The organism is Arthrobacter sp. R1-13 (genome assembly GCF_054161475.1).
The window spans coordinates 2,381,399-2,406,748 of the sequence record NZ_CP096420.1 but is presented as its reverse complement, the minus strand read 5'-3'; the positions used below and the strand labels follow the sequence as shown (position 1 = coordinate 2,406,748).

The 25,350-nt window shown below is 60.3% G+C and carries 16 protein-coding genes and 3 rRNA genes; 16 read left to right on the top strand and 3 right to left on the bottom strand.

Going from position 1 to position 25,350, the window contains the following annotated elements; translation table 11 throughout:
* The first annotated feature begins 54 nt into the window (after positions 1-54).
* From M1D88_RS11005 to rrf, 5 genes are all read left to right on the top strand, one after another.
* Positions 55-2,283, top strand: a complete 2,229-nt coding sequence (locus M1D88_RS11005) for a HelD family protein (protein WP_458110924.1) — start codon at positions 55-57, stop codon at positions 2,281-2,283.
* 43 nt (positions 2,284-2,326) lie between these two features.
* Complete coding sequence (gene tyrS, locus M1D88_RS11000) at positions 2,327-3,640, top strand: tyrosine--tRNA ligase (protein WP_458110923.1); 1,314 nt, start codon at positions 2,327-2,329, stop codon at positions 3,638-3,640.
* 540 nt (positions 3,641-4,180) lie between these two features.
* Positions 4,181-5,704 (top strand): 16S ribosomal RNA (locus M1D88_RS10995).
* 564 nt (positions 5,705-6,268) lie between these two features.
* A 23S ribosomal RNA gene (locus M1D88_RS10990) occupies positions 6,269-9,402 on the top strand.
* A gap of 229 nt (positions 9,403-9,631) precedes the next feature.
* Positions 9,632-9,748, top strand: a 5S ribosomal RNA gene (gene rrf, locus M1D88_RS10985).
* Together the 16S, 23S and 5S rRNA genes form the textbook arrangement of a ribosomal RNA operon.
* A gap of 97 nt (positions 9,749-9,845) precedes the next feature.
* Here the strand turns inward: rrf and M1D88_RS10980 are convergent.
* Positions 9,846-11,273: a polysaccharide deacetylase family protein gene (locus M1D88_RS10980; RefSeq protein WP_458110922.1), complete on the bottom strand. Its 1,428-nt coding sequence runs from the start codon at positions 11,271-11,273 to the stop codon at positions 9,846-9,848.
* A gap of 559 nt (positions 11,274-11,832) precedes the next feature.
* Between M1D88_RS10980 and M1D88_RS10975 the strand changes: the two genes are divergently transcribed.
* Both M1D88_RS10975 and M1D88_RS10970 read left to right on the top strand, forming a co-directional pair.
* Complete coding sequence (locus M1D88_RS10975) at positions 11,833-13,614, top strand: hypothetical protein (RefSeq protein WP_458110921.1); 1,782 nt, start codon at positions 11,833-11,835, stop codon at positions 13,612-13,614.
* Complete coding sequence (locus M1D88_RS10970; RefSeq protein WP_458110920.1) at positions 13,598-14,278, top strand: hypothetical protein; 681 nt, start codon at positions 13,598-13,600, stop codon at positions 14,276-14,278. The genes M1D88_RS10975 and M1D88_RS10970 overlap by 17 nt, the downstream gene beginning before the upstream one ends.
* Positions 14,279-14,333: 55 nt before the next feature.
* Here M1D88_RS10970 and M1D88_RS10965 read toward each other — a convergent pair whose 3' ends face one another.
* Entirely contained in the window at positions 14,334-15,257 is a 924-nt protein-coding gene (locus M1D88_RS10965; protein WP_458110919.1) for a hypothetical protein, read from the bottom strand.
* A 225-nt stretch (positions 15,258-15,482) separates the two neighbouring features.
* On the opposite strand from M1D88_RS10965, the gene M1D88_RS10960 reads away from it, so the two are divergent.
* The 6 genes from M1D88_RS10960 to recN are packed head-to-tail and all read left to right on the top strand — an operon-like array spanning position 15,483 to position 21,283.
* On the top strand, positions 15,483-16,355 hold the full coding sequence (locus tag M1D88_RS10960; RefSeq protein WP_458110918.1) for a hypothetical protein: 873 nt from the start codon (positions 15,483-15,485) through the stop codon (positions 16,353-16,355).
* A gap of 5 nt (positions 16,356-16,360) precedes the next feature.
* Positions 16,361-17,350 (top strand): HAD-IIA family hydrolase, encoded by a 990-nt coding sequence (locus M1D88_RS10955; protein ID WP_458110917.1) that lies wholly within the window; start codon positions 16,361-16,363, stop codon positions 17,348-17,350.
* A gap of 9 nt (positions 17,351-17,359) precedes the next feature.
* Entirely contained in the window at positions 17,360-17,641 is a 282-nt protein-coding gene (locus M1D88_RS10950) for a hypothetical protein (protein WP_458110916.1), read from the top strand.
* Entirely contained in the window at positions 17,638-18,462 is an 825-nt protein-coding gene (locus tag M1D88_RS10945; RefSeq protein ID WP_458110915.1) for a TlyA family RNA methyltransferase, read from the top strand. Before M1D88_RS10950 ends, M1D88_RS10945 begins: the two co-directional genes overlap by 4 nt.
* Before the next feature lie 13 nt (positions 18,463-18,475).
* Positions 18,476-19,540, top strand: a complete 1,065-nt coding sequence (locus tag M1D88_RS10940; protein ID WP_458110914.1) for an NAD kinase — start codon at positions 18,476-18,478, stop codon at positions 19,538-19,540.
* A 3-nt stretch (positions 19,541-19,543) separates the two neighbouring features.
* Positions 19,544-21,283, top strand: a complete 1,740-nt coding sequence (gene recN / locus M1D88_RS10935; RefSeq protein WP_458110913.1) for a DNA repair protein RecN — start codon at positions 19,544-19,546, stop codon at positions 21,281-21,283.
* On the opposite strand, the gene M1D88_RS10930 is transcribed toward recN, so the two are convergent.
* Positions 21,280-21,642 carry a DUF2867 domain-containing protein gene (locus M1D88_RS10930; protein WP_458110912.1) on the bottom strand — a complete coding sequence of 121 codons (363 nt, stop codon included), beginning with the start codon at positions 21,640-21,642 and terminating at the stop codon, positions 21,280-21,282. The two genes, recN and M1D88_RS10930, sit on opposite strands and share 4 nt — an antisense overlap.
* Before the next feature lie 227 nt (positions 21,643-21,869).
* Here M1D88_RS10930 and M1D88_RS10925 point away from each other — a divergent pair, with 227 nt between their 5' ends.
* Genes M1D88_RS10925 through xerD form a run of 3 tightly spaced genes read left to right on the top strand, consistent with a single transcriptional unit; the run spans position 21,870 to position 25,338 of the window.
* Positions 21,870-23,648 (top strand): CTP synthase, encoded by a 1,779-nt coding sequence (locus M1D88_RS10925; protein WP_458110911.1) that lies wholly within the window; start codon positions 21,870-21,872, stop codon positions 23,646-23,648.
* Between the two features lie 26 nt (positions 23,649-23,674).
* The gene (locus M1D88_RS10920; protein WP_309105656.1) at positions 23,675-24,337 is read left to right on the top strand and encodes an NUDIX hydrolase; all 663 of its coding nucleotides are present in this window, start codon (positions 23,675-23,677) and stop codon (positions 24,335-24,337) included.
* Entirely contained in the window at positions 24,337-25,338 is a 1,002-nt protein-coding gene (gene xerD, locus M1D88_RS10915; RefSeq protein WP_458110910.1) for a site-specific tyrosine recombinase XerD, read from the top strand. Before M1D88_RS10920 ends, xerD begins: the two co-directional genes overlap by 1 nt.
* The last annotated feature ends 12 nt before the right edge of the window (positions 25,339-25,350 follow it).

Sequence of the window (25,350 nt, the reverse complement as noted above, 5' to 3'; positions counted from 1 at the left end):
AACGGATTGGTTGTAGAATGTTAGGTCTGTCTTTTGCGATAGGGGAACGTCTCGATGCTCGACGCTGATTTAGCCCATGAACGGGACTACGTAGCTGGGTTGTATGCCCGTTTGGATGAACTGCGCGAGGAAAAGCGCGCCCAGCTGGCGCAAGTGCGCCGTGCCGGCGCTGTCGGAACCATGCAGAACGTGTCCGAGCGTGATGCCTTTGCCGCGCTCTACGAAGACCGCCTGGCGCAGCTCGACGCCGTCGACGACCGCCTCGTGTTCGGCCGGCTGGACCTTGACTCGGGTGAAGCCCAGTACATCGGGCGCATCGGCCTCACCACTGAGGATCTCCAGCGGCTCATGGTCGACTGGCGGGCACCTGAGGCGGGCCACTTTTACCAGGCCACCGCCTTTGACCGGCAAGGCGTACGCCGCCGTCGCCATCTCATCCTTCAGGGACGGGAGGTACGCGCCATCGAAGATGATGTCCTCGACGCAGACATGCTGGCTGACAACGCGTCCTTGCAAGGGGAGGGTGCGCTCCTTGCCGCCCTCGATTCAAAACGCACCGGACGCATGTCCGACATCGTGGGCACCATTCAGTCCGAGCAGGACAGGATCATCCGCTCCACCATTTCCGGAGCCTTGGTTGTCCAAGGCGGTCCGGGCACCGGTAAGACGGCTGTGGCACTGCACCGCGCCGCCTATTTGCTGTACACGCACCGCGACCGGCTGAAGACTGCAGGCGTCCTGCTGGTCGGCCCGTCGTCGTCCTTCATGAAGTACATCGAACGCGTCCTCCCATCCTTGGGTGAGACCGGCGTCGTGATGGCCAGCCTCGGCAGGCTGATGCCGGGCATCAATGCCATAGGCGAGCCGGAAGGGGACGTCGCCGCCCTCAAGGGCAGCCTGGAGATGGCTGAAGTGGTGGCCAATGCAGTGGCCAACCGTCAACGGATTCCAGCGGAGAACCGGACTCTCGAGGTGGACGGCCGCAAACTCGTTCTCACTCCCCGTCAGGTCCGCCGTGCGAGGGACAAGGCCCGTGGAACCGGCAAGCCCCACAACGAGGCCAGGGTAACTTTCGTGAAGATCCTGCTCCGGGAGCTGACGGAGCAAATGACCGAGCTGGTCGAAGCCGGCAGTATCGGCAACAACGCCGACCGCTCCTACCTTGCGGAGGATGTCCGTTCCGCAAGGGACGTCAGGATCGCCCTGAACCTGTGCTGGATGCCCATGACTCCGGAAAAGCTGGTGGGCGAACTGCTCAGCAAACCGGCAATCCTGGAAGCGTGCACCCCAGGCTTCACCCCAGAGCAGCGTGCCCTCCTCTTGCGGCCCGCGGATTCTCCCTGGACAGAATCTGATGTGCCGCTGCTGGACGAGGCTGCGGAATTGCTCGGCGAACTGGACGCCGCTGCCGGCCGTGGACTGGCCCAGCAGGAACACGACCGTGCCCGCGATCTCGCGAATGCCCGCCAAACGCTGGTGAACATGGAGACTGCCGGCGTGGACGTCCTCATGAGCGCCGAGGAACTGGTCGACCAGAACCAGGAGCGCGAAGCCCGGCTTACCGCGGCCGAGCGCGCCACCAGTGATCGAACCTGGGCGTTTGGCCACATTGTGGTGGACGAGGCACAGGAGCTGTCGCCCATGCAGTGGCGCCTGCTGGTTCGGCGGTGCCCGCTCAAGTCCTTCACCATCGTAGGTGATATCGCCCAGACCAGTTCCGTTGCCGGCGCGAAGTCCTGGCAGGGAGCGTTGGAACCTCTCTTCGGCGACCGCTGGCAGCTCGAAGAGCTGACCGTGAACTACCGGACGCCGTCCCAGATCGCCGAGGCCGCCGCGCGGATGGCAAATGCGGCTGGCCTGGTGGTGTCAGCGCCGAAGGCTGTCCGCGAGGGCCGCTGGTCACCGATCATTGACGAGGTGGAGCAGGGTGCCATTGTCAGTCGTCTTGTGGACGTACTCCCCGAGGAACTGGAAGCGCTCGACGGCGGACTGCTGGCAGTGATTGCCGACGGTCCGTTGCTCCCCGAAGCCACAACCGCACTGCGCGCCGCCTATGGCCGCAGGGTCGGAACCGGCGCGGGAAGCTACGAACAGGACATTGTGGTCATCAGCCCGCGCGAGGCAAAGGGCCTGGAGTTCGACGGCGTCGTGGTTCTGGAACCTTCAGCCATGCTCAACCATGAGCACGGCCGCGTAGGCGATCTCTATGTGGCCATGACCCGGCCCACCCAGCGGCTGAGACTCATTGCATCAGCAGGGATACCGGCCGGCATCGAAGGCTGAACCCCGGCGCTGCTGACCCGTCAATCCTGCTAACTTAGATCACGTGTCACAACTAACTGATCTTGAATCCCAGCAGAACGATCCCAGCTTCGCCAACATCTGGCAGGAGCTGAAATGGCGCGGACTTGTCCACGTATCCACCGACGAAGTGGAACTGGAAAAGCTCCTCGCCGGTGACGCGATCACCTATTACTGCGGATTCGATCCCACTGCGCCGAGCCTCCATCTGGGCAACCTGGTGCAGTTGTTGCTCATGCGCAGGCTGCAGCTTGCCGGCCACAAGCCTCTTGGGCTTGTGGGCGGCTCCACCGGCCTTATCGGTGATCCTCGGCCGACAGCTGAACGCACGCTGAACACCAAGGACACGGTGACGGAGTGGGTGGGATACCTTCAGGCCCAGGTGCGCCGGTTCCTGAGCTTTGAGGGCGCCAACGCGGCCCGTATGGTCAACAACCTGGACTGGACTGCCCCTTTGAGCGCTATCGACTTCCTCCGCGAAATCGGCAAGCACTACCGCGTAGGCACCATGCTCCGAAAGGATGCCGTGGCGTCCCGGCTCGGTTCCGAAGAGGGCATCAGCTACACCGAGTTCAGCTACCAGATACTGCAGGGCATGGACTACCTGCAGCTGTTCCGGGACTACGGCTGCGTACTCCAGACCGGCGGTTCGGACCAATGGGGCAACTTGACGAGCGGCACTGAGCTTATCCGCAAGGTTGAGGGGAAGCATGTGCACGCCCTGGGAACACCCTTGATCACGAACTCGGACGGAACCAAGTTCGGCAAGAGCGAAGGCAACGCAATCTGGCTGGATCCGGACATGTGCAGCCCGTACGCCTTCTACCAGTTCTGGCTGAACACTGCTGATGCGGACGTTACAGCACGATTGAAGGTCTTCACCTTCCTGAGCAGGGCTGAGATCGAGGCACTCGAGCTCTCGGTGGCGGAGCGGCCCTTCGCGCGCGAAGGGCAGCGGAAGCTGGCGTATGAGGTCACGTCACTGGTTCATGGCGTGGAGGCAACCGAAAAAGTCATTGCCGCCTCGGCTGCGCTGTTCGGCAACGGCGATCTCAGCGCGCTCGATGAGAAGACCCTCGCAGCCGCCACGTCAGAGCTTCCCTCCGCGAAGATCGACGACGGCGGCCTCGGCATCATTGACCTCCTGGTGGCTTCAGGGCTTTCCGATAGCAAGTCGGCGGCCCGGCGCACCGTAGGGGAGGGGGGCGCTTACGTGAACAACGCCAAGATCTCCGATCCTGAAGCAGTGATTGCCCATGAGCAACTGCTCCACGGCCGCTACTTGTTGCTGCGACGAGGCAAGAAAAACCTGGCAACAGTGGAAGTCGAGGCTCGCTGAATACACGGCACCACCTGGTCAAAGCACCACGCACAACCTGAACAGGGCACGCTCCTTTCCGCCGATTTGCACGGCCGGAGAGGAGCGTGTAATGTCTTCTGAGTCGCCGCCGCTGAGTGGTGACAGACCCCCTACAAATGAGAAGCAATTCTTCATGCGCAAGGCGCACAAAATGAAAAATTGTTTCAAATTATGCTGGGCGGATTCATTGTAAACGAAGTGAATTTCCGGAGAATATCCGGATTTGCAAAGTGAAAATGAATGAAATAAGCTGGAAACATCGCAGCGAAGAAATGCGAAACAAAAGAATTTGAAGTAATTCGAATAAACATTGTTTCGAGAATTATTCGAATGTGTCTGTTGTTTGAGAACTCAATAGTGTGCCAAGTTTGTTGATACCAATTGTTTTATTGATTGGTTGAATTGGCCAGGTTGTCCACCCCGTGGATGGTCTGGTTTTTTTGGCTGGTTTCAAATTTTGTGCGGCCGGGTTTCCGCGTTTTCCCGTGGTTCCTGGTTGTGTTTCGTTTTTGTTTTACTTCAACGGAGAGTTTGATCCTGGCTCAGGATGAACGCTGGCGGCGTGCTTAACACATGCAAGTCGAACGATGAAGGGAGCTTGCTCCTGGATTAGTGGCGAACGGGTGAGTAACACGTGAGTAACCTGCCCTTAACTCTGGGATAAGCCTGGGAAACTGGGTCTAATACCGGATATGACTCCTCATCGCATGGTGGGGGGTGGAAAGCTTTTTGTGGTTTTGGATGGACTCGCGGCCTATCAGCTTGTTGGTGAGGTAATGGCTCACCAAGGCGACGACGGGTAGCCGGCCTGAGAGGGTGACCGGCCACACTGGGACTGAGACACGGCCCAGACTCCTACGGGAGGCAGCAGTGGGGAATATTGCACAATGGGCGAAAGCCTGATGCAGCGACGCCGCGTGAGGGATGACGGCCTTCGGGTTGTAAACCTCTTTCAGTAGGGAAGAAGCGAAAGTGACGGTACCTGCAGAAGAAGCGCCGGCTAACTACGTGCCAGCAGCCGCGGTAATACGTAGGGCGCAAGCGTTATCCGGAATTATTGGGCGTAAAGAGCTCGTAGGCGGTTTGTCGCGTCTGCTGTGAAAGACCGGGGCTCAACTCCGGTTCTGCAGTGGGTACGGGCAGACTAGAGTGATGTAGGGGAGACTGGAATTCCTGGTGTAGCGGTGAAATGCGCAGATATCAGGAGGAACACCGATGGCGAAGGCAGGTCTCTGGGCATTAACTGACGCTGAGGAGCGAAAGCATGGGGAGCGAACAGGATTAGATACCCTGGTAGTCCATGCCGTAAACGTTGGGCACTAGGTGTGGGGGACATTCCACGTTTTCCGCGCCGTAGCTAACGCATTAAGTGCCCCGCCTGGGGAGTACGGCCGCAAGGCTAAAACTCAAAGGAATTGACGGGGGCCCGCACAAGCGGCGGAGCATGCGGATTAATTCGATGCAACGCGAAGAACCTTACCAAGGCTTGACATGGACCGGACCGGGCTGGAAACAGTCCTTCCCCTTTGGGGCCGGTTCACAGGTGGTGCATGGTTGTCGTCAGCTCGTGTCGTGAGATGTTGGGTTAAGTCCCGCAACGAGCGCAACCCTCGTTCTATGTTGCCAGCACGTGATGGTGGGGACTCATAGGAGACTGCCGGGGTCAACTCGGAGGAAGGTGGGGACGACGTCAAATCATCATGCCCCTTATGTCTTGGGCTTCACGCATGCTACAATGGCCGGTACAAAGGGTTGCGATACTGTGAGGTGGAGCTAATCCCAAAAAGCCGGTCTCAGTTCGGATTGGGGTCTGCAACTCGACCCCATGAAGTCGGAGTCGCTAGTAATCGCAGATCAGCAACGCTGCGGTGAATACGTTCCCGGGCCTTGTACACACCGCCCGTCAAGTCACGAAAGTTGGTAACACCCGAAGCCGGTGGCCTAACCCCTTGTGGGAGGGAGCTGTCGAAGGTGGGACTGGCGATTGGGACTAAGTCGTAACAAGGTAGCCGTACCGGAAGGTGCGGCTGGATCACCTCCTTTCTAAGGAGCACCTACAGTCACCTTGCCTCATGTATGTGAGTGTGGAGGGGTTGTCAGGAGTAAAGGCCCATTGCGCAGGCGATTGTTCTGCGGTGGGTGCTCAAGGGTGGAATATCAACGAATAGGTGCCTGGTGGCACGGGCCGGTTATTAGTACGGATCCTGGTTGCTCTTCTCCTTTGTTGGGGTGGGGTGCGGGGTTCAGGAAGGTTTCCGGTGCGGGTTGTTGGGTGGTGTTTGGCACACTGTTGGGTCCTGAGGCAACAGGGCCGGGGGAAGGGGTGACTCTTTGTCCGGGTTTGTTTGTTTCTGGTTTCCTGGTCGGACCGATCATGCACGTTTTTTGCTCCCTTTGGTGGGGGTGTGTGTGGGGTGTGTGGCATGGGGTTGTTGTTTGAGAACTACATAGTGGACGCGAGCATCTTTTATAAGAAGCAATTTCCAAGAATATGAACCTGGATCTGTGCTGCGGATGTGGTTGTGCTGTTCCCTTCGGGGTTTGGTGTGGCTGTGTTTGTGGTGTGGTTTCCATAGGTTCTCTCGAAATGTTTTTTTGATCTTTTGTGGTCAAGTTTTTAAGAGCACACGGTGGATGCCTTGGCATTAGGAGCCGAAGAAGGACGTAGGAATCTGCGATAAGCCTGGGGGAGTCGATAACCGGACTGTGATCCCAGGGTGTCCGAATGGGGAAACCCCGCCAGACGCGCGAGTGATCTGGTGACCCGCATCTGAACACATAGGGTGCGTGGAGGGAACGCGGGGAAGTGAAACATCTCAGTACCCGCAGGAAGAGAAAACAACAGTGATTCCGTTAGTAGTGGCGAGCGAACGCGGATCAGGCTAAACCGTTCCATGTGTGATAGCCGGCGGGCGTTGCATGGTCGGGGTTGTGGGACTTTCCGTTCTGTCTCTGCCGGGACAGTGAGGTGAGAGTACGGGCATAGGTGAACGGTCTTGAAAGGCCGGCCAGAGAGGGTGTGAGCCCCGTAACCGAAATGTTGTGTACCGCCTGGAGAGTATCCCAAGTAGCACGGGGCCCGAGAAATCCCGTGCGAATCTGTCAGGACCACCTGATAAGCCTAAATACTCCCTAATGACCGATAGCGGACCAGTACCGTGAGGGAAAGGTGAAAAGTACCCCGGGAGGGGAGTGAAACAGTACCTGAAACCGTGTGCTTACAATCCGTCGGAGCAGCCGCAGCTTGCTGTGTAGTTGTGACGGCGTGCCTTTTGAAGAATGAGCCTGCGAGTTAGTGTTACGTCGCGAGGTTAACCCGTGTGGGGAAGCCGTAGCGAAAGCGAGTCTGAACAGGGCGTTGCAGTGGCGTGATCTAGACCCGAAGCGAAGTGATCTACCCATGGCCAGGTTGAAGCGACGGTAAGACGTCGTGGAGGACCGAACCCACTTCAGTTGAAAATGGAGGGGATGAGCTGTGGGTAGGGGTGAAAGGCCAATCAAACTTCGTGATAGCTGGTTCTCCCCGAAATGCATTTAGGTGCAGCGTTGCGTGTTTCTTGCCGGAGGTAGAGCTACTGGATGGCCGATGGGCCCTACAAGGTTACTGACGTCAGCCAAACTCCGAATGCCGGTAAGTGAGAGCGCAGCAGTGAGACTGTGGGGGATAAGCTTCATAGTCGAGAGGGAAACAGCCCAGACCACCAACTAAGGCCCCTAAGCGTGTGCTAAGTGGGAAAGGATGTGGAGTTGCGAAGACAACCAGGAGGTTGGCTTAGAAGCAGCCATCCTTAAAAGAGTGCGTAATAGCTCACTGGTCAAGTGATTCCGCGCCGACAATGTAGCGGGGCTCAAGTACACCGCCGAAGTTGTGGCATTCAGATTTTTGCTAAGCCCTTGTGGTTCAGGCGTCTGGATGGGTAGGGGAGCGTCGTGTGGGCAGTGAAGTCGCGGTGTAAACCAGCGGTGGAGCCTACACGAGTGAGAATGCAGGCATGAGTAGCGAAAGACGGGTGAGAAACCCGTCCGCCGAATGATCAAGGGTTCCAGGGTCAAGCTAATCTGCCCTGGGTAAGTCGGGACCTAAGGCGAGGCCGACAGGCGTAGTCGATGGACAACGGGTTGATATTCCCGTACCGGCGAAAAACCGTCCATGCTGAACAGGGGATACTAACCGCCCGAGACCTGACCGATCACCCTTGTGGTGTGAGGTTTTTGGTGGAGCGCGGGACCTGATCCTGGGAGGTAAGCGTATTAACAGGTGTGACGCAGGAAGGTAGCCGAGCCGGGCGATGGTTGTCCCGGTCTAAGGATGTAGGGCGAACGGTAGGCAAATCCGCCGTTCATGATGCCTGAGATCTGATGGGACTCCCGTAAGGGGGGATTCGGTGATCCTATGCTGCCTAGAAAAGCATCGGCGCGAGGTTTTAGCCGCCCGTACCCCAAACCGACACAGGTGATCAGGTAGAGAATACTAAGGCGATCGAGAGAATTATGGTTAAGGAACTCGGCAAAATGCCCCCGTAACTTCGGGAGAAGGGGGGCCCCCATCGTGATGGACACTTGCTGTCCGGAGCGTGCAGGGGCCGCAGAGACCAGGGGGAAGCGACTGTTTACTAAAAACACAGGTCCGTGCGAAGTCGCAAGACGATGTATACGGACTGACTCCTGCCCGGTGCTGGAAGGTTAAGAGGACCGGTTAGCCGCAAGGCGAAGCTGAGAATTCAAGCCCCAGTAAACGGCGGTGGTAACTATAACCATCCTAAGGTAGCGAAATTCCTTGTCGGGTAAGTTCCGACCTGCACGAATGGAGTAACGACTTCCCCGCTGTCTCAACCATAAACTCGGCGAAATTGCAGTACGAGTAAAGATGCTCGTTACGCGCAGCAGGACGGAAAGACCCCGAGACCTTTACTATAGTTTGGTATTGGTGTTCGGAGTGGCTTGTGTAGGATAGGTGGGAGACGTTGAAGCCCGGACGCCAGTTCGGGTGGAGTCATCGTTGAAATACCACTCTGGTCACTTTGGACATCTAACTTCGGCCCGTAATCCGGGTCAGGGACAGTGCCTGATGGGTAGTTTAACTGGGGCGGTTGCCTCCTAAAAAGTAACGGAGGCGCCCAAAGGTTCCCTCAGCCTGGTTGGCAATCAGGTGTCGAGTGTAAGTGCACAAGGGAGCTTGACTGTGAGAGAGACATCTCGAGCAGGGACGAAAGTCGGGACTAGTGATCCGGCGGTACATTGTGGAATGGCCGTCGCTCAACGGATAAAAGGTACCTCGGGGATAACAGGCTGATCTTGCCCAAGAGTCCATATCGACGGCATGGTTTGGCACCTCGATGTCGGCTCGTCGCATCCTGGGGCTGGAGTAGGTCCCAAGGGTTGGGCTGTTCGCCCATTAAAGCGGTACGCGAGCTGGGTTTAGAACGTCGTGAGACAGTTCGGTCCCTATCCGCTGCGCGCGCAGGAAATTTGAGAAGGGCTGTCCTTAGTACGAGAGGACCGGGACGGACGAACCTCTGGTGTGTCAGTTGTACTGCCAAGTGCACCGCTGATTAGCTACGTTCGGATGGGATAACCGCTGAAAGCATCTAAGCGGGAAGCTCGCTTCGAGATGAGATTTCCATACACCTTGTGTGTGAGAGGCCCCCAGCCAGACCACTGGGTTGATAGGCCGGATGTGGAAGCGAGGACTAACGACTCGTGAAGCTGACCGGTACTAATAGGCCGATAACTTACACCACACACCACCCCCGCAAACGAACTTCAAAAGCGTTTGCACCCAGGGGGCGGTAAAAAGAAAACAAGACTGCTTGCGTCCACTATGTGGTTCCCAACCAACAAACCCGCACCACCGGTTTGCTGACAAGGGAACACAACTGAATAACAACACCACACCTGCCCCCCAAAAGGGCAGAGAGAACATGTTGTAACCACCAGATTTCCCACCCCCAGGGGTACGGGACACAGGGTTACGGCGGTCATAGCGTGGGGGAAACGCCCGGTCCCATTCCGAACCCGGAAGCTAAGACCCACAGCGCCGATGGTACTGCACCCGGGAGGGTGTGGGAGAGTAGGTCACCGCCGGACAACCATTAAAAAAGGGTCGAGAGCCCCAACCACACACGGTTGGGGCTCTCCCTCATTTAAAGCAAATGGTGCCATCCGCATAAAAGCGTCCAGGCTGTCAGGGAATCAGGGATGAGAGGGTAACAAACCCGTAGCCCTGGCCGCGAAGCCCTTCAATGATCTGGGGCAGGGCATCTGCGTCCAAAGTGGACCTGTCAGTCGGATGGGCACCTACATGCATCAGCACTATCCCACCGGGTGTAGCGGCCGCCAGGACGCGGTCCCGTACCGAGGCTACGGAACGTCCGCCGCTGGTTCCCTGCCAACCGAGAGAATCAACAGTCCAGCGGAATGGAACGTATCCGGCGTCGTTGACCACCGCGATATCCGCTGCTGTACGGGCGCCAAAAGGGAAACGGAACAATGGCCGTGTTCCCCGGCCGCCAGCGGCCTTGATCGATGCATCTGCCGCAGCCAGTTCAGCCACTATCTGGGCGTCAGTCAGAGCGGGGAACTCCGGATGCGTGTTGCTGTGGTTTCCAACAGGATGCCCCCCAAGGACCATGCCCTGTACTGCACCTGGGTAAGAACGGGCGAAGGCGCCTGTGATGAAGAAGGTGGCGTCGACGTCGTACCTCACCAGAGTGTCCAGAATGGAGCGTGTACCAGCGTCAGAGGCGCCGGCGTCAAATGTCAGGGCCACCACTTTCTGGTTCGTGGGGATGCGCTCAAGGTCTACACCCCTCCAGTGGTTCGGGACAACATAGGAAGGCGGAACGTTGATCACCAACGGTGGCGGGAAGCCTGCCAATGTCCACTCTGCATAGGTGATGGGACGGTTCTCCGTGGGACCCGCATACCAGATGGTTGGGCTGGTGTATTCCCGGTAGAACTGGTCGCCTGATACACGATTCACCACGCGGGGCGCCGGGAAGCCTTGTTCACTCCACTGTGCGTAGGTGATCGGGGTACCCCTTCCTCTGGCAAGGTCGGACATTCGGGCAATGGATGATGTCCAAGACAGCTTCAGGAATCCCTCATTGCGCCGTGCATCAAACGGTTGGAATCCGGAATCTGCCCACTCGGGATACGTGAGAACGTGGCGAACTCCGCCTGGCTCCTCAACCAGGATCTGGGAGGAGGTACCCCACTGGTAGAAGTAGCTCCCGCCTACGTACGCCACATCGCGGGGCTGCGGCTTGCCTGCATTTTGCCAGGACTGGAGGCTAAGGGGTTCCCACAGCCATGAAGAGGGGTCCTCAGGATCGAAGTATGTTACTGCGCTGATAGTCGGCGCCCAAGAGTACTTTACGTAATCTGTGGGGGCAGGTTGAGGCGTGGGAAATCCCGCTGCAGCCCATTCCTGGTAGGAGATGTGCCGGACGGATGAACCACTCGAGCTGACCTGATAGACGGCGCCGTTGTAGCCAAGTACGTAGTACCCATCGGCGATCGGAGCGGCCCTGGCGGTGTCGACCGCTCCAAAGCCGAGAAGAACGAGGGAGAGAACAGCGGTAAAGGCCGTCAGCCGTTTTCTGATTGTCATGGTCGTTCCCCAGTAGCAGGGATCCCGAATTGGGATATAGCTCATTCTATCGATTTGCGCAAGATGTGAAATTTCTTTTGTGAATCTGTTCGCCAAACTAGGCATCAATTCAATAACTTCCGGTTTCTATCTTCTGGCCTGTGCAGCTGTTGGGGTAGCCTCTAGTTCTGGCTTAGGGCCGGGCTGCAAAAAAAGAGCCTGGAACTTTTAAAACTGCATTTTTGGGGGGCGTGGTTTGGTGAAATCTCGGAGAAGCTGGGGCGCAATTGTCCTTTTGGCTCTTTCACTGGTGCTGACATCGATACAGCCGGCGGCAACCGCCCCACCGAATCCAAGCGGCGAACCTACCGTTGCAGCCGAGCCCTCCTTGGCCGAACCCGCACAAGACCTTCCCAGCCCAACAACCGATCCTGCGGAATCGACTCCGTCCCCTTCGCCAACGTCAGTCGAACCAGCGCCTTCAGAGGCGGAGGAGCCCTCCCCAGCCCCCGCACCTGAAAATTCCCCACCGGCAGCTGGCCCATCACAGTCCATCCAGAGCACGCCGGATACCGAGGCGATGTCCCCGGGAGAGGCTGCTATCGAGGCCGAATGGCAGCGCTTGGGGGGAGCTGCAGGAACATTGGGAAGCGCCGTCAGTGCAACGGAATGCGGGCTGTCGCAGAACGGGTGTCGCCGTCAGTTTTCAAACGGGAAAATTCACTGGACAAGTGCAACCGGTGCCGTGGCGACGAGTGGTGCAATAGCAACTGTGTGGGCTACCCATGGTGAAGCTTCGGGCCGCCTGGGGTATCCGGTGGAGTCCTTTGCCTGCGCACCAGGGGCCACCACCTGTCAGCAGTCCTTTCAGTCAGGCTTTATCGTCTGGAGTCAAGGCATAGGCACCTTCGCCGTTTATTCGCCGTATTCGCGCGTATGGACGTCGTTCGGGGGCTCCGCTGGCCGCCTTGGAGTACCCGTCGGAACGGAAGTTTGCGACTCATCCGGAGCAGGTTGCTCTCAACAGTTTCAGCGAGGACTGATTATTTGGGTGGCAGGGTATGGCACATCTGCTGTCCATGAGCCTTACCAAAGCGTTTGGGCGGCCAGCGGAAAAGCAACCGGAAGGCTCGGCTACCCTGTCGGCAACGAAGTGTGCAGCGCGAACGGCAGTGGATGTGCCCAGCAGTTCCAGAAGGGCTATATTGCATGGGTCCCGGGTGTCGGCACCACTCTGCTGGCGGGCATTTATGCCACAACGTGGTCCCGCCATGGCGGTGCCGCCGGGCCACTTGGTTATCCCGTAGCCGCTGAAGTCTGCGGTTTGGTCAAGCTCGGTTGTTTCCAGCAGTTCGCGAAGGGGGCGATCTATTGGAACTCAGGCAATGGTGCCTATCCCGTCTATGGAGGATACAGCCAGATCTGGAGTAAATACGGACGGGAGGGAGGCCGCCTGGGGTACCCGGTCTCGTCAGAAAAATGCGGGCTGGCAGCCTCCGGTTGCGTTCAGTCATTTCAAGGCGGCTATGTCTACTGGGCCGCGGGCATAGGATTCCATTCCGTATACGGCGTCTACGGTCAGGTGTGGGGGTCCAAACGCGCCCAGGACGGAGCTCTGGGCTACCCGGTTTCCGAAGAAGAGTGCCAAAGCACCAGCTGCACCCAGCGATTTGAGGGTGGGTGGATTCACTGGATCGCGGGTCAGGGGGCTGGCCACAGGTACTCCGAGTGGGGATATTGCCGGGCACTGAATGTTGGAGCCACTAAATATTCCGGTGGGGGAGCGCCCCGGGTTGCCTTCGCGGTTTCCCAAGGCTACAGAACCACTCCTGTTACATTCACCAACTGCGTGAAGCGGGACGGCAAATACGTTCACGACTGGACGGCAGCAGGTTATGCCGGCGAGAGCGGATTCGCCCCGCCGGGTGCTGCCACCGGGCCCACCACGGGCAAGTATTCACCGACGGGGTCCTACTCGATCACCCTTGCGTTTGGACTTTCCAACCCCGGTACTTCCTTGCCCTACCAGACACTGAATCCATACTCCCGCTGGGGAGGGCGCCTTAATTCCAACTACAACAAGTACTTCGAATCAAGCGCCGACATTTTTCCGGATGAGAACATGTGGTACTACGCCACCAGACCCTCCGGTGACTACCGCCAGGGCGCGGTCATCAACTACAACAGGCCTCCCGATTCCGAGATTGTTATGAATGCCGGCTTCGCGATCTTCCTGCATGCCAACCCCGTGCCAACTTGGGGCTGCATCTCCCTGACCGAATCAAATGTCGTACGATTCCTGCGTACGGCCAGTTCCGGGGATCGGCTGATCATGGGAGTAAGCAATGACGTGTTCGAATAAGGGAACAATGCGACGACGACGGCTTGCCATGTCTGTTGCCGCATTTCTCCTTTCCGGTGCAGCGCTTGCGGCCTGTACCGGACCGGGGTCGCCCACTCCGGGTGGCAGTCCCGGTCCTTCCGTCTCCGGGATTGATGCTTCCAGTACTCCTGCGGCATCACCAAGCCCCACCGGCACCAGCCAGATCGGCAAGGACGGCCGGACCGTGGAGCCTGGAAAGTCAGCTGATTCCTGCTCTGTGTTGTCGGAATCGGTCTTGCGCACCGTCCTTGGCTCCTGGGCAGGGTCACTACAGGCCGGCCAGGGTGAGGTGTCGATTGACCGGGTCGGTACGTCAATCGATGCCTGTGTCTACCCGCTTGCGGCAGGGAGTGGCACCGACAACAGCCTGATTGTTGAACGCCGAACCTTCGCTTCTGCACAGGCACTTCAAAGCAGTGATCCGTTTACCATGCTGATGAAACCCGAGCCCCTGTCCGGCTTGCAGGGTGATGCACGGTATGGCGTTAACTCTCTGTCGGGCAGCACGGAGTACGTGGTCGTCTCGGTATCGGGAACCAGCCTTTCCCGACTCCTCCTCTCAACTCCTGCAAGCGGTCCGGGGCCGGGGCCTGACGAGGCTAAGAGGATGCTGGTGGACCTTGCCCGGCAGGCGGGTTTTTAGTCCCTGGCTATGATCATGGTCACTGTTGGACCTTCCGTTCTGCTTGCGGTGCCCACTATGCCTGCCCTCGCCTAGAATTGCATGAGATGTACGGACTTCGAAGCGCTTGAATTCGGGTTGCGTAGGACGACGAACACCGAGAAGAGCGGCTGCGATTGCGCCAGTGGTCAGCTCGCAATAGGAGGACTCCATAATGGCTGAGCACAACGGCGGACACCGCGGCGGAAAAGATCGCGGCGGTTCCAGCGGACGGGGTTCTGGTGGCCCCTTCCGGGGAACCAATAATTCGGGCGGAGATCCACGCGGATTCCGTTCCCGCGAGGATCGTGACGGCCAGGGCTCGCGTCCGCCGTTTGGTGACCGCCAGCGCCCGCAGGGCGACGCCGACCGTAAGCCTCCGTTTGGTGATCGTGATCGTAAGCCGCCGTTTGGTGATCGTCCGCGTCGTGAGGGTGATGGTGAGCGTCGGAGTTTCGGTGGCGATCGGGATCGGAAGCCGTTTAGCGGTGGTGCTGACCGTGATCGTAAGCCGCCGTTTGGTGATCGGGATCGGAAGCCTTTTGGTGATCGTCCGCGTCGTGAGGGTGATGGTGAGCGTCGGAGTTTCGGTGCTGACCGGGATCGGAAGCCGTTTAGCGGTGGTGCTGACCGTGATCGTAAGCCGCCGTTTGGTGATCGGGATCGGAAGCCTTTTGGTGATCGTTCGCGTCGCGAGGGTGATGGTGAGCGTCGGAGTTTCGGTGGCGATCGGGATCGGAAGCCGTTTAGCGGTGGTGACCGGGATCGTAAGCCGCCGTTTGGTGACCGGGACCGTAAGCCGTTTAGCGGTGGTGGTGACCGGGACCGTAAGCCGTTTAGCGGTGGTGGTGACCGGGACCGGAAGCCTTTTGGTGATCGTCCGCGTCGGGAGGGTGATGTTGAGCGTCGTAGCTTCGGTGGTGGCGAAAACCGCAGACCCTTTGGCGACCGTCAGGACCATGCCCCCAGAACCTTCGATCGTGGCGACTCAGGCCCCCGCCAGTTCGGGCGAGGCGACGAGGACAGGGACCGTCCCGTACGCGTACCGAATGCCCGCGACCTGCGCAGCGCGAACCGTCCCGATCGGGAACGATCGCCCCAAATCGACGAAGATGTCACAGGCCAGGAACTTGATCGGGCCACCAAGCACGAAATCAAGACACTCGAAGCCAACAGCGCCGAGTGGGTGGCACGCCACTTGGTGATGGCTGGCCGGCTCATCGATGACGAGCCCGAACTGGCCTTCCAGCATGCCCTGGCTGCAAGCCGCCGGGGCGGAAGGCTTTCAGCGGTGCGCGAGGCCGTGGGGCTCACGGCCTATGCTGCTGGCCACTATGGCGAGGCGTTGCGGGAATTCCGGACCTACCGGCGCATCAGTGGATCCAATGTGCATCTGCCGGTGATGGCCGATTGTGAAAGAGGGCTGGGCAGGCCGGACAGGGCCCTGGACGTCGTGCGGTCCGAGGAAGCCAAGGACCTGGATGCGCCAGGCAAGGTCGAACTGGCCATCGTGGCCGCAGGTGCCCGCTCTGACCTGGGCCAGTTGGACGCTGCCGTGGCTGAGTTGGAGATCCCCCAGCTGGACATGAACCGGGCCTTCTCCTACAGCCCGCGCCTGTTCAGGGCCTATGCGGATGCTCTGGCTGCAGTCGGCCGTGGTGAAGAAGCTGAGAAGTGGCAGCGCCAGGCTGTCGTGGCCGAGAACGCCCTGGGCCTTGGCGCCTCTGAAGAGCCCGACATCATCGATCTTGGCTGGGACGAGGAAGAGGAAGCCCGGCAGGACGAGGAATTGCGCCGTCTACATGCCCGGCAAAACGCGGAGACGACGGAAGGTGCGCAGGGGAGCACCAAGGCAGCTGAGGCTGAACCGAGGCCGGCGACAACAACGTCTGCCCCTCTAGAACTCGACGAAGGCTCAGACGACGCCGAGTCCGACTACTTTGAGTCAGATGACGCAGAGTCGGATGAGGATTCAGTCGAAGAAGATGTCGAAGAGACCGAGACCAGTGCGTCGGAAACAGCGGACGACTCCGAACGCGTGAACCGCACAGAGGACTAGACCCTATGCCTTCCGCTTCACTCATTTCGATGTTCGACGCCCTGCTGTCGGATCTGGACGGTGTGGTGTATGCCGGTCCACATGCAATCCCCGGTGCCGTAGAGGCCCTCGGGAAGCTTGAAGGTGAAGGCGTGGGCCTGGGTTATGTCACCAACAATGCCTCCCGGACCCCTGCCCAGGTGGCTGCTCATCTGCGCGAACTCGGGGCTCCCGCGGAGGACCATCAAGTGGTGAGCTCATCCCAGGCGGCAGCAGAACTTTTGTCGGGCATGCTTCCGGCCGGCTCACGGGTGCTCGTGACGGGTAGCCGTGCCCTTGCCCATGAGCTTGAACTCGTTGGGCTTATCCCCGTCCACAGTGCTTTGGAACACCCCGTGGCCGTGGTTCAGGGATTCAACCCGGAAATCGCCTGGAAGGATCTTGCCGAGGCGTCATACGTAGTGGCGGGCGGGGCGCTCTGGGTGGCAACGAACACAGACATGTCCATTCCGCAGGCGCGGGGGATCGCGCCGGGGAACGGCACCCTGGTTGCCGCCGTGGCGTCGGCCACAGGGCAGAAGCCGTTGGTGGCGGGCAAGCCGGAAGCTCCCTTGTTCCATGCAGCCGCCAAACGGCTTGGCTCTGAGCGCCCGCTCGTCGTTGGTGACCGCCTGGACACTGACATCCTCGGGGGCAACCGGGCCGGCTTCGCCACTGTCGCCGTCCTGACCGGCGTCGATACACGGGAGTCGATCCTGGCTGCCCGGGCTGAGGAACGCCCCGCGTATCTCATCAACACGTTATCTGAGCTTTATGAGCCCTACCCGGACGTGGAGCGACGTGACGGAAGCTACTATTGCCGCCGATCCCATGCAGTTGTTGACGGGAACAGCGTCAGCATCAGCGGGGACCGTTCTGATGTGGATTCGTGGCGGGCCGCATGCGCAGCGTGGTGGGCCGCGAACCCCGGAGCCACAACGGCAAAGGTGCCAGACCTCGAATGGCTTGATCATTAGACTGGTGAAATGACCGAGCTGAACCAACCGCCAAACCCTGTCGCCCACGCGGAAGCCCGCTGGCCTCAGGCTCCCAGGTTGCAGGCCTCCTCAGATCCGGGCATCAATGATCCGGGCACCAGTGACCAAGACGTGGACAAGGCCCTTGGGCTGCTGAACAAATTGCCTGAGCTGGCGGTGGCAGAGCACGGGGTTGTTTACGCCCAACTGCACGATGCCCTGCTGGAGGCGCTGAACGCCGAGGTTCTGAATGCTGACTCGCAAGCGCCGTCGGACGCCCGCTTCCCATGACCCGACTGGACCAGATGCTTGTGGCCCGAGGGCTGGCAAGATCGCGTACCCATGCCGCGCGGCTCATCGTTGAAGGAAAGGTGAGCTCTGGCGGGACCACCCTGTCAAAGGCTTCCCTCCAGGTCGAGGAACAAACTGAACTAAGCGTGGCCGAGGCGGCGGAGGATCTCTACGTCAGCCGCGCCGCCCATAAACTGGCCGGCGCGCTCACGGCTTTCCCGGAAATTGTCGTCCGCGGAAAACGCTGCCTGGACGCAGGAGCGTCCACGGGCGGCTTCACGGAGGTGCTGCTCAAGCACGGTGCAGCACGAGTGGTGGCAGTCGACGTCGGGCATGGACAGCTGGTGCCGCAACTTCGGTCAGATCCGCGTGTAGACGTCCATGAAGGGCTCAATGTCCGCTACATGAAGGCTGATGATATCGGCGGCCCGGCGCAGCTGACTGTGGCCGATTTGTCCTTTATCTCCCTCACCCTGGTGGTTGAACCGCTGGCGGCCTGCACAGAGCATGGCGGAGACATGGTGCTCATGGTCAAACCCCAGTTCGAGATCGGCAAGGACAGGCTGGCCCGGACCGGTGTGGTCAATTCCGAGCTGGAGCGGCGCCGGGCAGTGGCTAAAGTAGCGTCGGCTGCCGCAGAGTCGGGACTGGAATTGCGGGGGCTGGCAGCCAGTCCCTTGCCCGGCCAGGACGGAAACGTTGAATACTTCCTGTGGATAAAACGCAGGATGGTTCCAGACTTGCCTAAGATCGAAGGGCGTGAAGCAGCTGTTGCCGAGTTGCTTGGAAGTATTTGGCCGAGTCCATTAAAGAACCACTAGAAAGCGGAACCCGATGAGCAGGCGTGTACTGGTCCTTGCCCACACCGGCCGCGAGGAATCACTGAAAGCTGCATGGGAGGCTTGCGAACAGCTCCATTCCTCCGGGATTGTGCCTGTGATGCAGGAGTCGGAGCTTGGCGACATGGAGCGCTACTTCGGCCGGCTGGAACACCCTGTTGAGGTCCTCCATGATCACATCCAGCTGCCCGATGTTGAACTTGTTATGGTCCTCGGCGGAGACGGGACCATTCTCCGCGCCGCTGAACTTGTCCGTGAAGTGGACGTGCCGCTCCTGGGCGTCAACCTGGGCCACGTTGGTTTCCTTGCCGAAAGTGAACGGGCAGACCTCGCCCAGACTGTTGAGTGGATCGCCAGCAGGCAGTACACCGTGGAAGAGCGAATGACCATCGATGTTCAGGTCTGGGTCCGCGGGCAAAAGATTTGGCACACGTGGGCGCTCAACGAAGCTGCCATCGAAAAAGGCAACCGGGAGCGGATGCTCGAAGTGGTTACGGAAGTGGACGAACGCCCGCTGACCACCTTCGGGTGCGACGGCATTGTGCTGGCAACCCCTACCGGCTCCACTGCCTACGCTTTTTCCGCCGGAGGGCCCGTGGTGTGGCCGGAAGTGGAAGCCCTCGTGATTGTCCCGATCAGCGCCCATGCCCTCTTTGCCAAACCGTTGGTGGTCTCGCCCCGCTCGAAACTCGCTGTCGAAGTTCTGGGCCGCACTGACGCTCAGGGAGTTCTGTGGTGCGACGGGCGGCGCTCTGTTGATCTCCCTCCCGGTTCACGGGTGGAGGTTACCCGATCGGCCACGCCCGTACGCCTGGCCCGGACCCATCCCACGCCATTCTCAGGACGGCTGGTCCGGAAGTTCGAATTGCCCATCCACGGCTGGAGGGGGCCTGTACCAAAAGCGGAATCCGTTCACACCGGCCCCATCCCCATTGTCCGTACACCCAAGCCGATGCCTTTGCCGCCGACGCCGTTGCCTTCAGCTTCCCGGCCGGCAATTTCTTCGGAAGAACATCCGGAAGAACCGCCGGCAGCCCCCGACCCCACCACTGCGAGGTGAATCGTGCTTGAAGAACTGAGAATCCGCGATCTCGGCGTCATCACGGATGCTACGTTGCCGCTAGGCCCCGGGTTGAGTGTCGTGACCGGCGAAACCGGCGCGGGTAAAACCATGGTGGTTACCGCCGTCGGTCTCCTGCTGGGGGCAAGATCAGACGCCGGTGCCGTCCGGAGCGGGGCAAAAAGTGCCACCGCTGAGGCGGTACTGAAGCTGGAAAACGGGCATCCCGCCGTTGTGCGGGCGCTGGAGGCCGGCGCAGACGTGGAGGAGTTCGACGGCGGCGCTGAACTTATCCTCGCCCGGCGCCTGGGAGCGGACGGCCGCAGCCGTGCTTTCCTTGGCGGGCGGGCCGCCCCGGTCGGCGTCCTCGCCGAAATCGGGGAAACCCTCGTGGTGGTCCACGGCCAGTCGGATCAAATCAGGTTGAAGGGCGCTACCGCCCAGCGTGGTGCCCTGGATAAGTTTGCCGGTGATTCCCTCACTGCTCCGCTCGCCACCTACCAGGCGCTGTACAGTCACTGGAAGTCCATCCAGGCGGAGCTCGATACGCTCCGCAGCGCCGCCCGTGACAGGCTGCGTGAAGCCGAGTCGCTGGAGATCGCCTTGGCCGAAATTGATGAGGTGGATCCCCAACCAGGTGAGGACGAGTCCCTCAAGGCCGAGGCCGTGAAGCTGGCCAATGTGGAAGAGCTGAGGATTGCCGCGAATACCGCGCACCAGGCTCTTATTGCGGAGGACTTCGGCGATTCCGGTGACGCAACCACCTTGGTGGATGCAGCGAAACGGACCCTGGAGCATGTTGCGGAGCACGACGCCGAGCTGGGTGCGGCCGCTGCCCGGCTTGCCGAAGTCGGCTTCCTGCTCAACGACATCGCTACGGAGCTGGCCAGCTACCAGGCGGGACTGGACTCGGAGGGGCCGGAGCGGCTCGCCGAGATCGAGGACCGGCGGGCCGCATTAGCCAAGCTGGTCCGCAAGTACGCACCGAGCATCGACGAAGTCCTGGTCTGGGCCGAAAACGCCCGGGTCAGGTTCGACGAACTCCAGGACGATTCCACGCGGATCGAGGCGCTCGACGCCGAAGTTGTCCGCGCGGAGGCCGAATTGAGGAAACAGGCAGCAGCCATCAGCAAGATCAGGGCCAAGGCAGCCAAGGATCTTTCAGCCCGTGTCAGTTCCGAGCTGAAGGCGCTGGCCATGGCGGATGCAACGCTGGTCATCAACCTCGAAGCGGGCGGACAACTAGGTCCCTTTGGCGTGGATGAGATCTCGTTCCTGCTTCAGCCGCATGCGGGAGCCCCTGCACGTCCTCTCGGCAAGGGCGCCTCCGGCGGTGAGCTCTCCCGCGTCATGCTGGCCATCGAGGTGGTGCTGGCCGCGGTAGATCCCGTGCCGACGTTCGTCTTCGATGAAGTGGATGCCGGCGTTGGCGGCCGCGCGGCCGTGGAAATCGGGCGCCGGCTGGCCATGCTGGCCCAGCATGTCCAGGTGCTGGTGGTGACCCACCTGCCCCAAGTGGCGGCTTTCGCTGACCAGCACATCCGCGTCACCAAGACCTCTGTACGCGGCTCCGACGGCGCTACTGCCACTGGATTCACCTCCAGTGATGTGCAGTTGCTGGACGCATCCGAACGGATCAAGGAGCTTGCGAGGATGCTGGCGGGGCAAGAGGACTCGGAATCGGCACAAGCCCACGCGAAAGAACTCCTGGAAGACGCCCGCCTCCTGCCCCAGCGGGCTTAGCGGGGAGCCAGCACCCGGATGGCCCTGGCCATCATGGCGTGCACCACGAGCGGATGCAGCACCCTCACGGGCAGGAAATAGAGACGGCCACTCCATCCCTTGAACCGCACGGCCGTGGTGACCCGCAGAAGCTTTCCTGAAGCATCCATGGCCACTCCACAACGGAAATCAAGGTGCTTGTCGTCGGCGCTGATAAGAGCTTCTTCACCAACAACACTGGCCACGGCGAAAATGTCTTTCGGTGCCGGTTTGACTCCGATCAAGGGCACCAAGGCTTGGCGGATGCCCAACAGCCACTTGACCCAGAGCGGGACGCCGGCGACTGAAAAGATCGTCTCTGCCCAAAGCCGTGGTTCCACAGGGCTTCCTGCAGGCACTGGGAGAACAATCACATCGGCATAGTCCGGCACCGGAATCGATGCGAGGGCCAGCGACACGAAAGACGGAGGGAAAGTTGGCGTTTGGCTGCTTTCATTGGGCGGGTGTGCGGGATCCGGCGTCGTCACCCCTTGATCGTAGCCGTCCAAACAAGCGAGACTTGAGGCTTTGGGGGAACAACCGGATGGACCCGTGGAAGGCGCAATTGATGATAGGCTCGAATTCCGTGGTGCAGCGATCAAATTCCCGTGTAAATTCCCGGTTCCCGGGCTCGTCCAAGACGACCAAACACATCTTCGTCACCGGTGGTGTGGCGTCCTCGCTCGGTAAGGGACTGACGGCTTCAAGCCTCGGACACCTGCTGCGGGCACGCGGTTTGTCTGTAACAATGCAAAAGCTGGATCCCTATCTGAACGTGGATCCCGGCACAATGAACCCGTTCCAGCACGGTGAGGTTTTTGTCACCGACGACGGCGCTGAGACAGACCTCGACATCGGACACTACGAGCGCTTCCTGGACGAGAACCTTGAGGGTTCGGCCAACGTCACCACCGGGCAGATCTACTCCACTGTTATCGCCAAGGAACGCCGTGGCGAATACCTGGGCGATACTGTGCAGGTCATTCCCCACATCACGGACGAAATCAAGCGGCGCATGCGGCTTCCGTCCGAGGGCAAGAATGCCCCTGACGTCATCATCACCGAAATCGGCGGGACCGTCGGCGATATTGAGTCCCAGCCGTTCCTGGAGTCAGCACGCCAGGTACGGCAGGACATCGGCCGGGGCAATGTTTTCTTCCTCCACGTCTCCCTGGTCCCGTACATCGGTCCGTCCCAGGAACTGAAGACCAAACCGACCCAGCACTCGGTGGCCGCGCTGCGCTCCATCGGCATCCAGCCGGAAGCTATCGTGATCCGGTCGGATCGGGAGGTGCCGCAGCCCATGCGTGAAAAGATCGGCCGCATGTGCGACGTCGATATTGACGCGGTCATTGGCGCCCCGGATGCCCCCAGCATCTACGACATCCCCAAGACCCTTCATTCCCAGGGCCTGGACTCGTACATTGTCCGAGCCCTCGACCTGCCGTTCAAGGACGTGGACTGGACCAGCTGGGACAAGCTTCTGGAAGCTGTACACAATCCCAAGCACGAGGTCGAAGTTGCGCTTGTGGGCAAGTACATTGACCTTCCGGACGCCTACCTTTCGGTGACCGAGGCCCTCCGAGCAGGCGGGTTTGCGAACGACACCAAGGTAAAGATCCGCTGGGTTCCATCGGACGAATGCGAGACGCAGGAGGGTGCAATAACTTCCCTCGCCGGCGTCGACGCGATCTGTGTTCCCGGCGGCTTTGGAATCCGCGGCCTCGAAGGCAAGCTGGGCGCCCTGACTTTCGCACGTCAGACCAAGCTGCCGGTCCTGGGCCTCTGCCTGGGGCTGCAGTGCATGGTGATTGAATATGCACGCAACGTGGTGGGGCTGGAAGGCGCTTCCTCCAGCGAGTTTGAACCCGACTCCAAGCATCCTGTCATTGCCACCATGGAAGAACAGCTCGACATCGTTGAAGGCAAGGGCGACCTTGGCGGCACGATGCGGCTCGGGTTGTACGAGGCCAAGCTGGACGAGGGCTCCGTTATCGCAGAGACCTACGGCGTCACTACGGTCAGCGAACGGCACCGCCACCGGTATGAGGTCAACAACAAGTACAGGGCGCAGATCGCTGCTGAAGGGCTCGTCTTCTCAGGCACGTCTCCTGACGGCAAGCTCGTGGAGTTCGTTGAACTGCCCCGCGAGACGCATCCGTACTACGTGGCGACGCAGGCCCACCCCGAGCTGAGCTCACGGCCCACCCGCCCTCACCCGCTCTTCGCGGGTCTGGTGAAGGCTGCGCTGGACCACCAGCAGGGAGCCACCACAAAACGTAATACAGTGGGTGCTGAGGCACCGGTCCGCAAGGAAAAAGCGGACAGCGTGGTGCCGGCCAAGTAAGCCCAGCACGACAAAAGGACGGCGCGATGCCTCATATATCTGAAACCCCCAACGCTGCACGGCAGGTTTCGGATGTACCGAGTCCGCGCCGTCTTTTGTCGTCCCGGACCGTCTATGAGGGCCGCATCTGGGATGTTGTCAGTGACAGCTTCAAACTGACCGACGACGGCGATGCCCTGACCCGGGATTACATCGACCACCCCGGCGCGGTGGCAGTGCTGCCCATGAACGACGCTGGCGAGGTGCTGCTGATCAAGCAGTACCGGCATCCGGTGGGAATGGACCTTTGGGAGATCCCGGCGGGACTGCTGGACGTTCATGGCGAGGACTTCGTTGTGGGTGCCGCCCGTGAGCTGGCCGAAGAGGCGGATCTCGTCGCAGAAACCTGGAACGTCCTCGTTGATTTCTTTAATTCTCCAGGTTCCTCGAGCGAGGCCATCCGCATCTACCTTGCACGGGACCTGACCGCTGTACCTCACCACGAACTCCACGTCCGCACTGACGAGGAAGCGGAAATCGAACTGCACTGGACCTCCCTGGACGAGGCCGTTGAAGCCGTGCTGGATGGCCGCCTTCACAACCCTTCCGCCGTCGTCGGAATCCTTGCGGCCGCAGCTGCCAGAGGTAATGACTTTCAGCACCTCCGTCCGGCCGATGCACCGTGGCCGGCTCACCCCAGCCAGCGCTGATGTCCGACACTGCGACGGTTGAGGGGGCGGAAGCACCGGACAGCACTTCACAGACGCCACGGCCACCGTCCGCAATCGATCGGGGTGTCACCGACTACCTGCAGCACATGGGCGTGGAACGAGGACTGGCGGTAAACACCCTGTCGGCTTACCGGAGGGACCTTTCGAGGTACGCCAACTACCTTGCGTCGGCCGGCGTCGCGCGCCCTGACGACGTGACGCGGCGGCACGTGACGGCGTTTGTGCAGGCATTGTCGGATGGCTCTGATGGGGGATCGGTGCTCGGTGTCCGCTCGGCCGCGCGGACAGTGGTTGCGGTACGCGGGCTGCACAAGTTTTGGGCGCTTGAAGGAACGACGACGGCGGACCCTGCCAGTGATGTGCACCCGCCTATGCCTGGCAAGCGGCTCCCCAAAGCCATCAGCGTGGAAGAAGTAACGCGGATTCTCGAGGCAGCGGCAACAGACACCCCCACAGGCCTGCGCGACCGCGCGCTCCTGGAGTTCCTGTACTCCACTGGTGCGCGCATCAGTGAGGCAGTGGGGCTCGACGTCGACGATATCTCGCTGCAAGGAGCGGACGAGGGGCCGGCCATCGTGCGTCTTTTTGGCAAGGGATCCAAGGAACGTCTGGTGCCTCTGGGTTCCTTTGGTGCACGGGCACTTGATTCGTACCTGGTCCGGGGACGCCCCCTCCTGGCGGGCAAGGGGAGAGGGACTCCAGCCTTGTTCCTGAATGCGAGGGGAGGGCGGATCAGCAGGCAGAGCGCCTGGACCATTCTCAAAGCAGCGGCAGAGAAAGCCCGGATCACCAAGGACGTCTCACCGCACACGCTCCGGCACTCCTTCGCCACCCATCTTCTGGAAGGCGGGGCTGACGTGCGGGTGGTCCAGGAACTTCTCGGCCACGCCTCAGTTACCACCACCCAGGTGTACACGCTGGTGACAGCGGATACCCTGCGCGAAATTTACGCAGCGGCGCATCCCCGCGCGCTCGGCTAAGCCGGGGATATT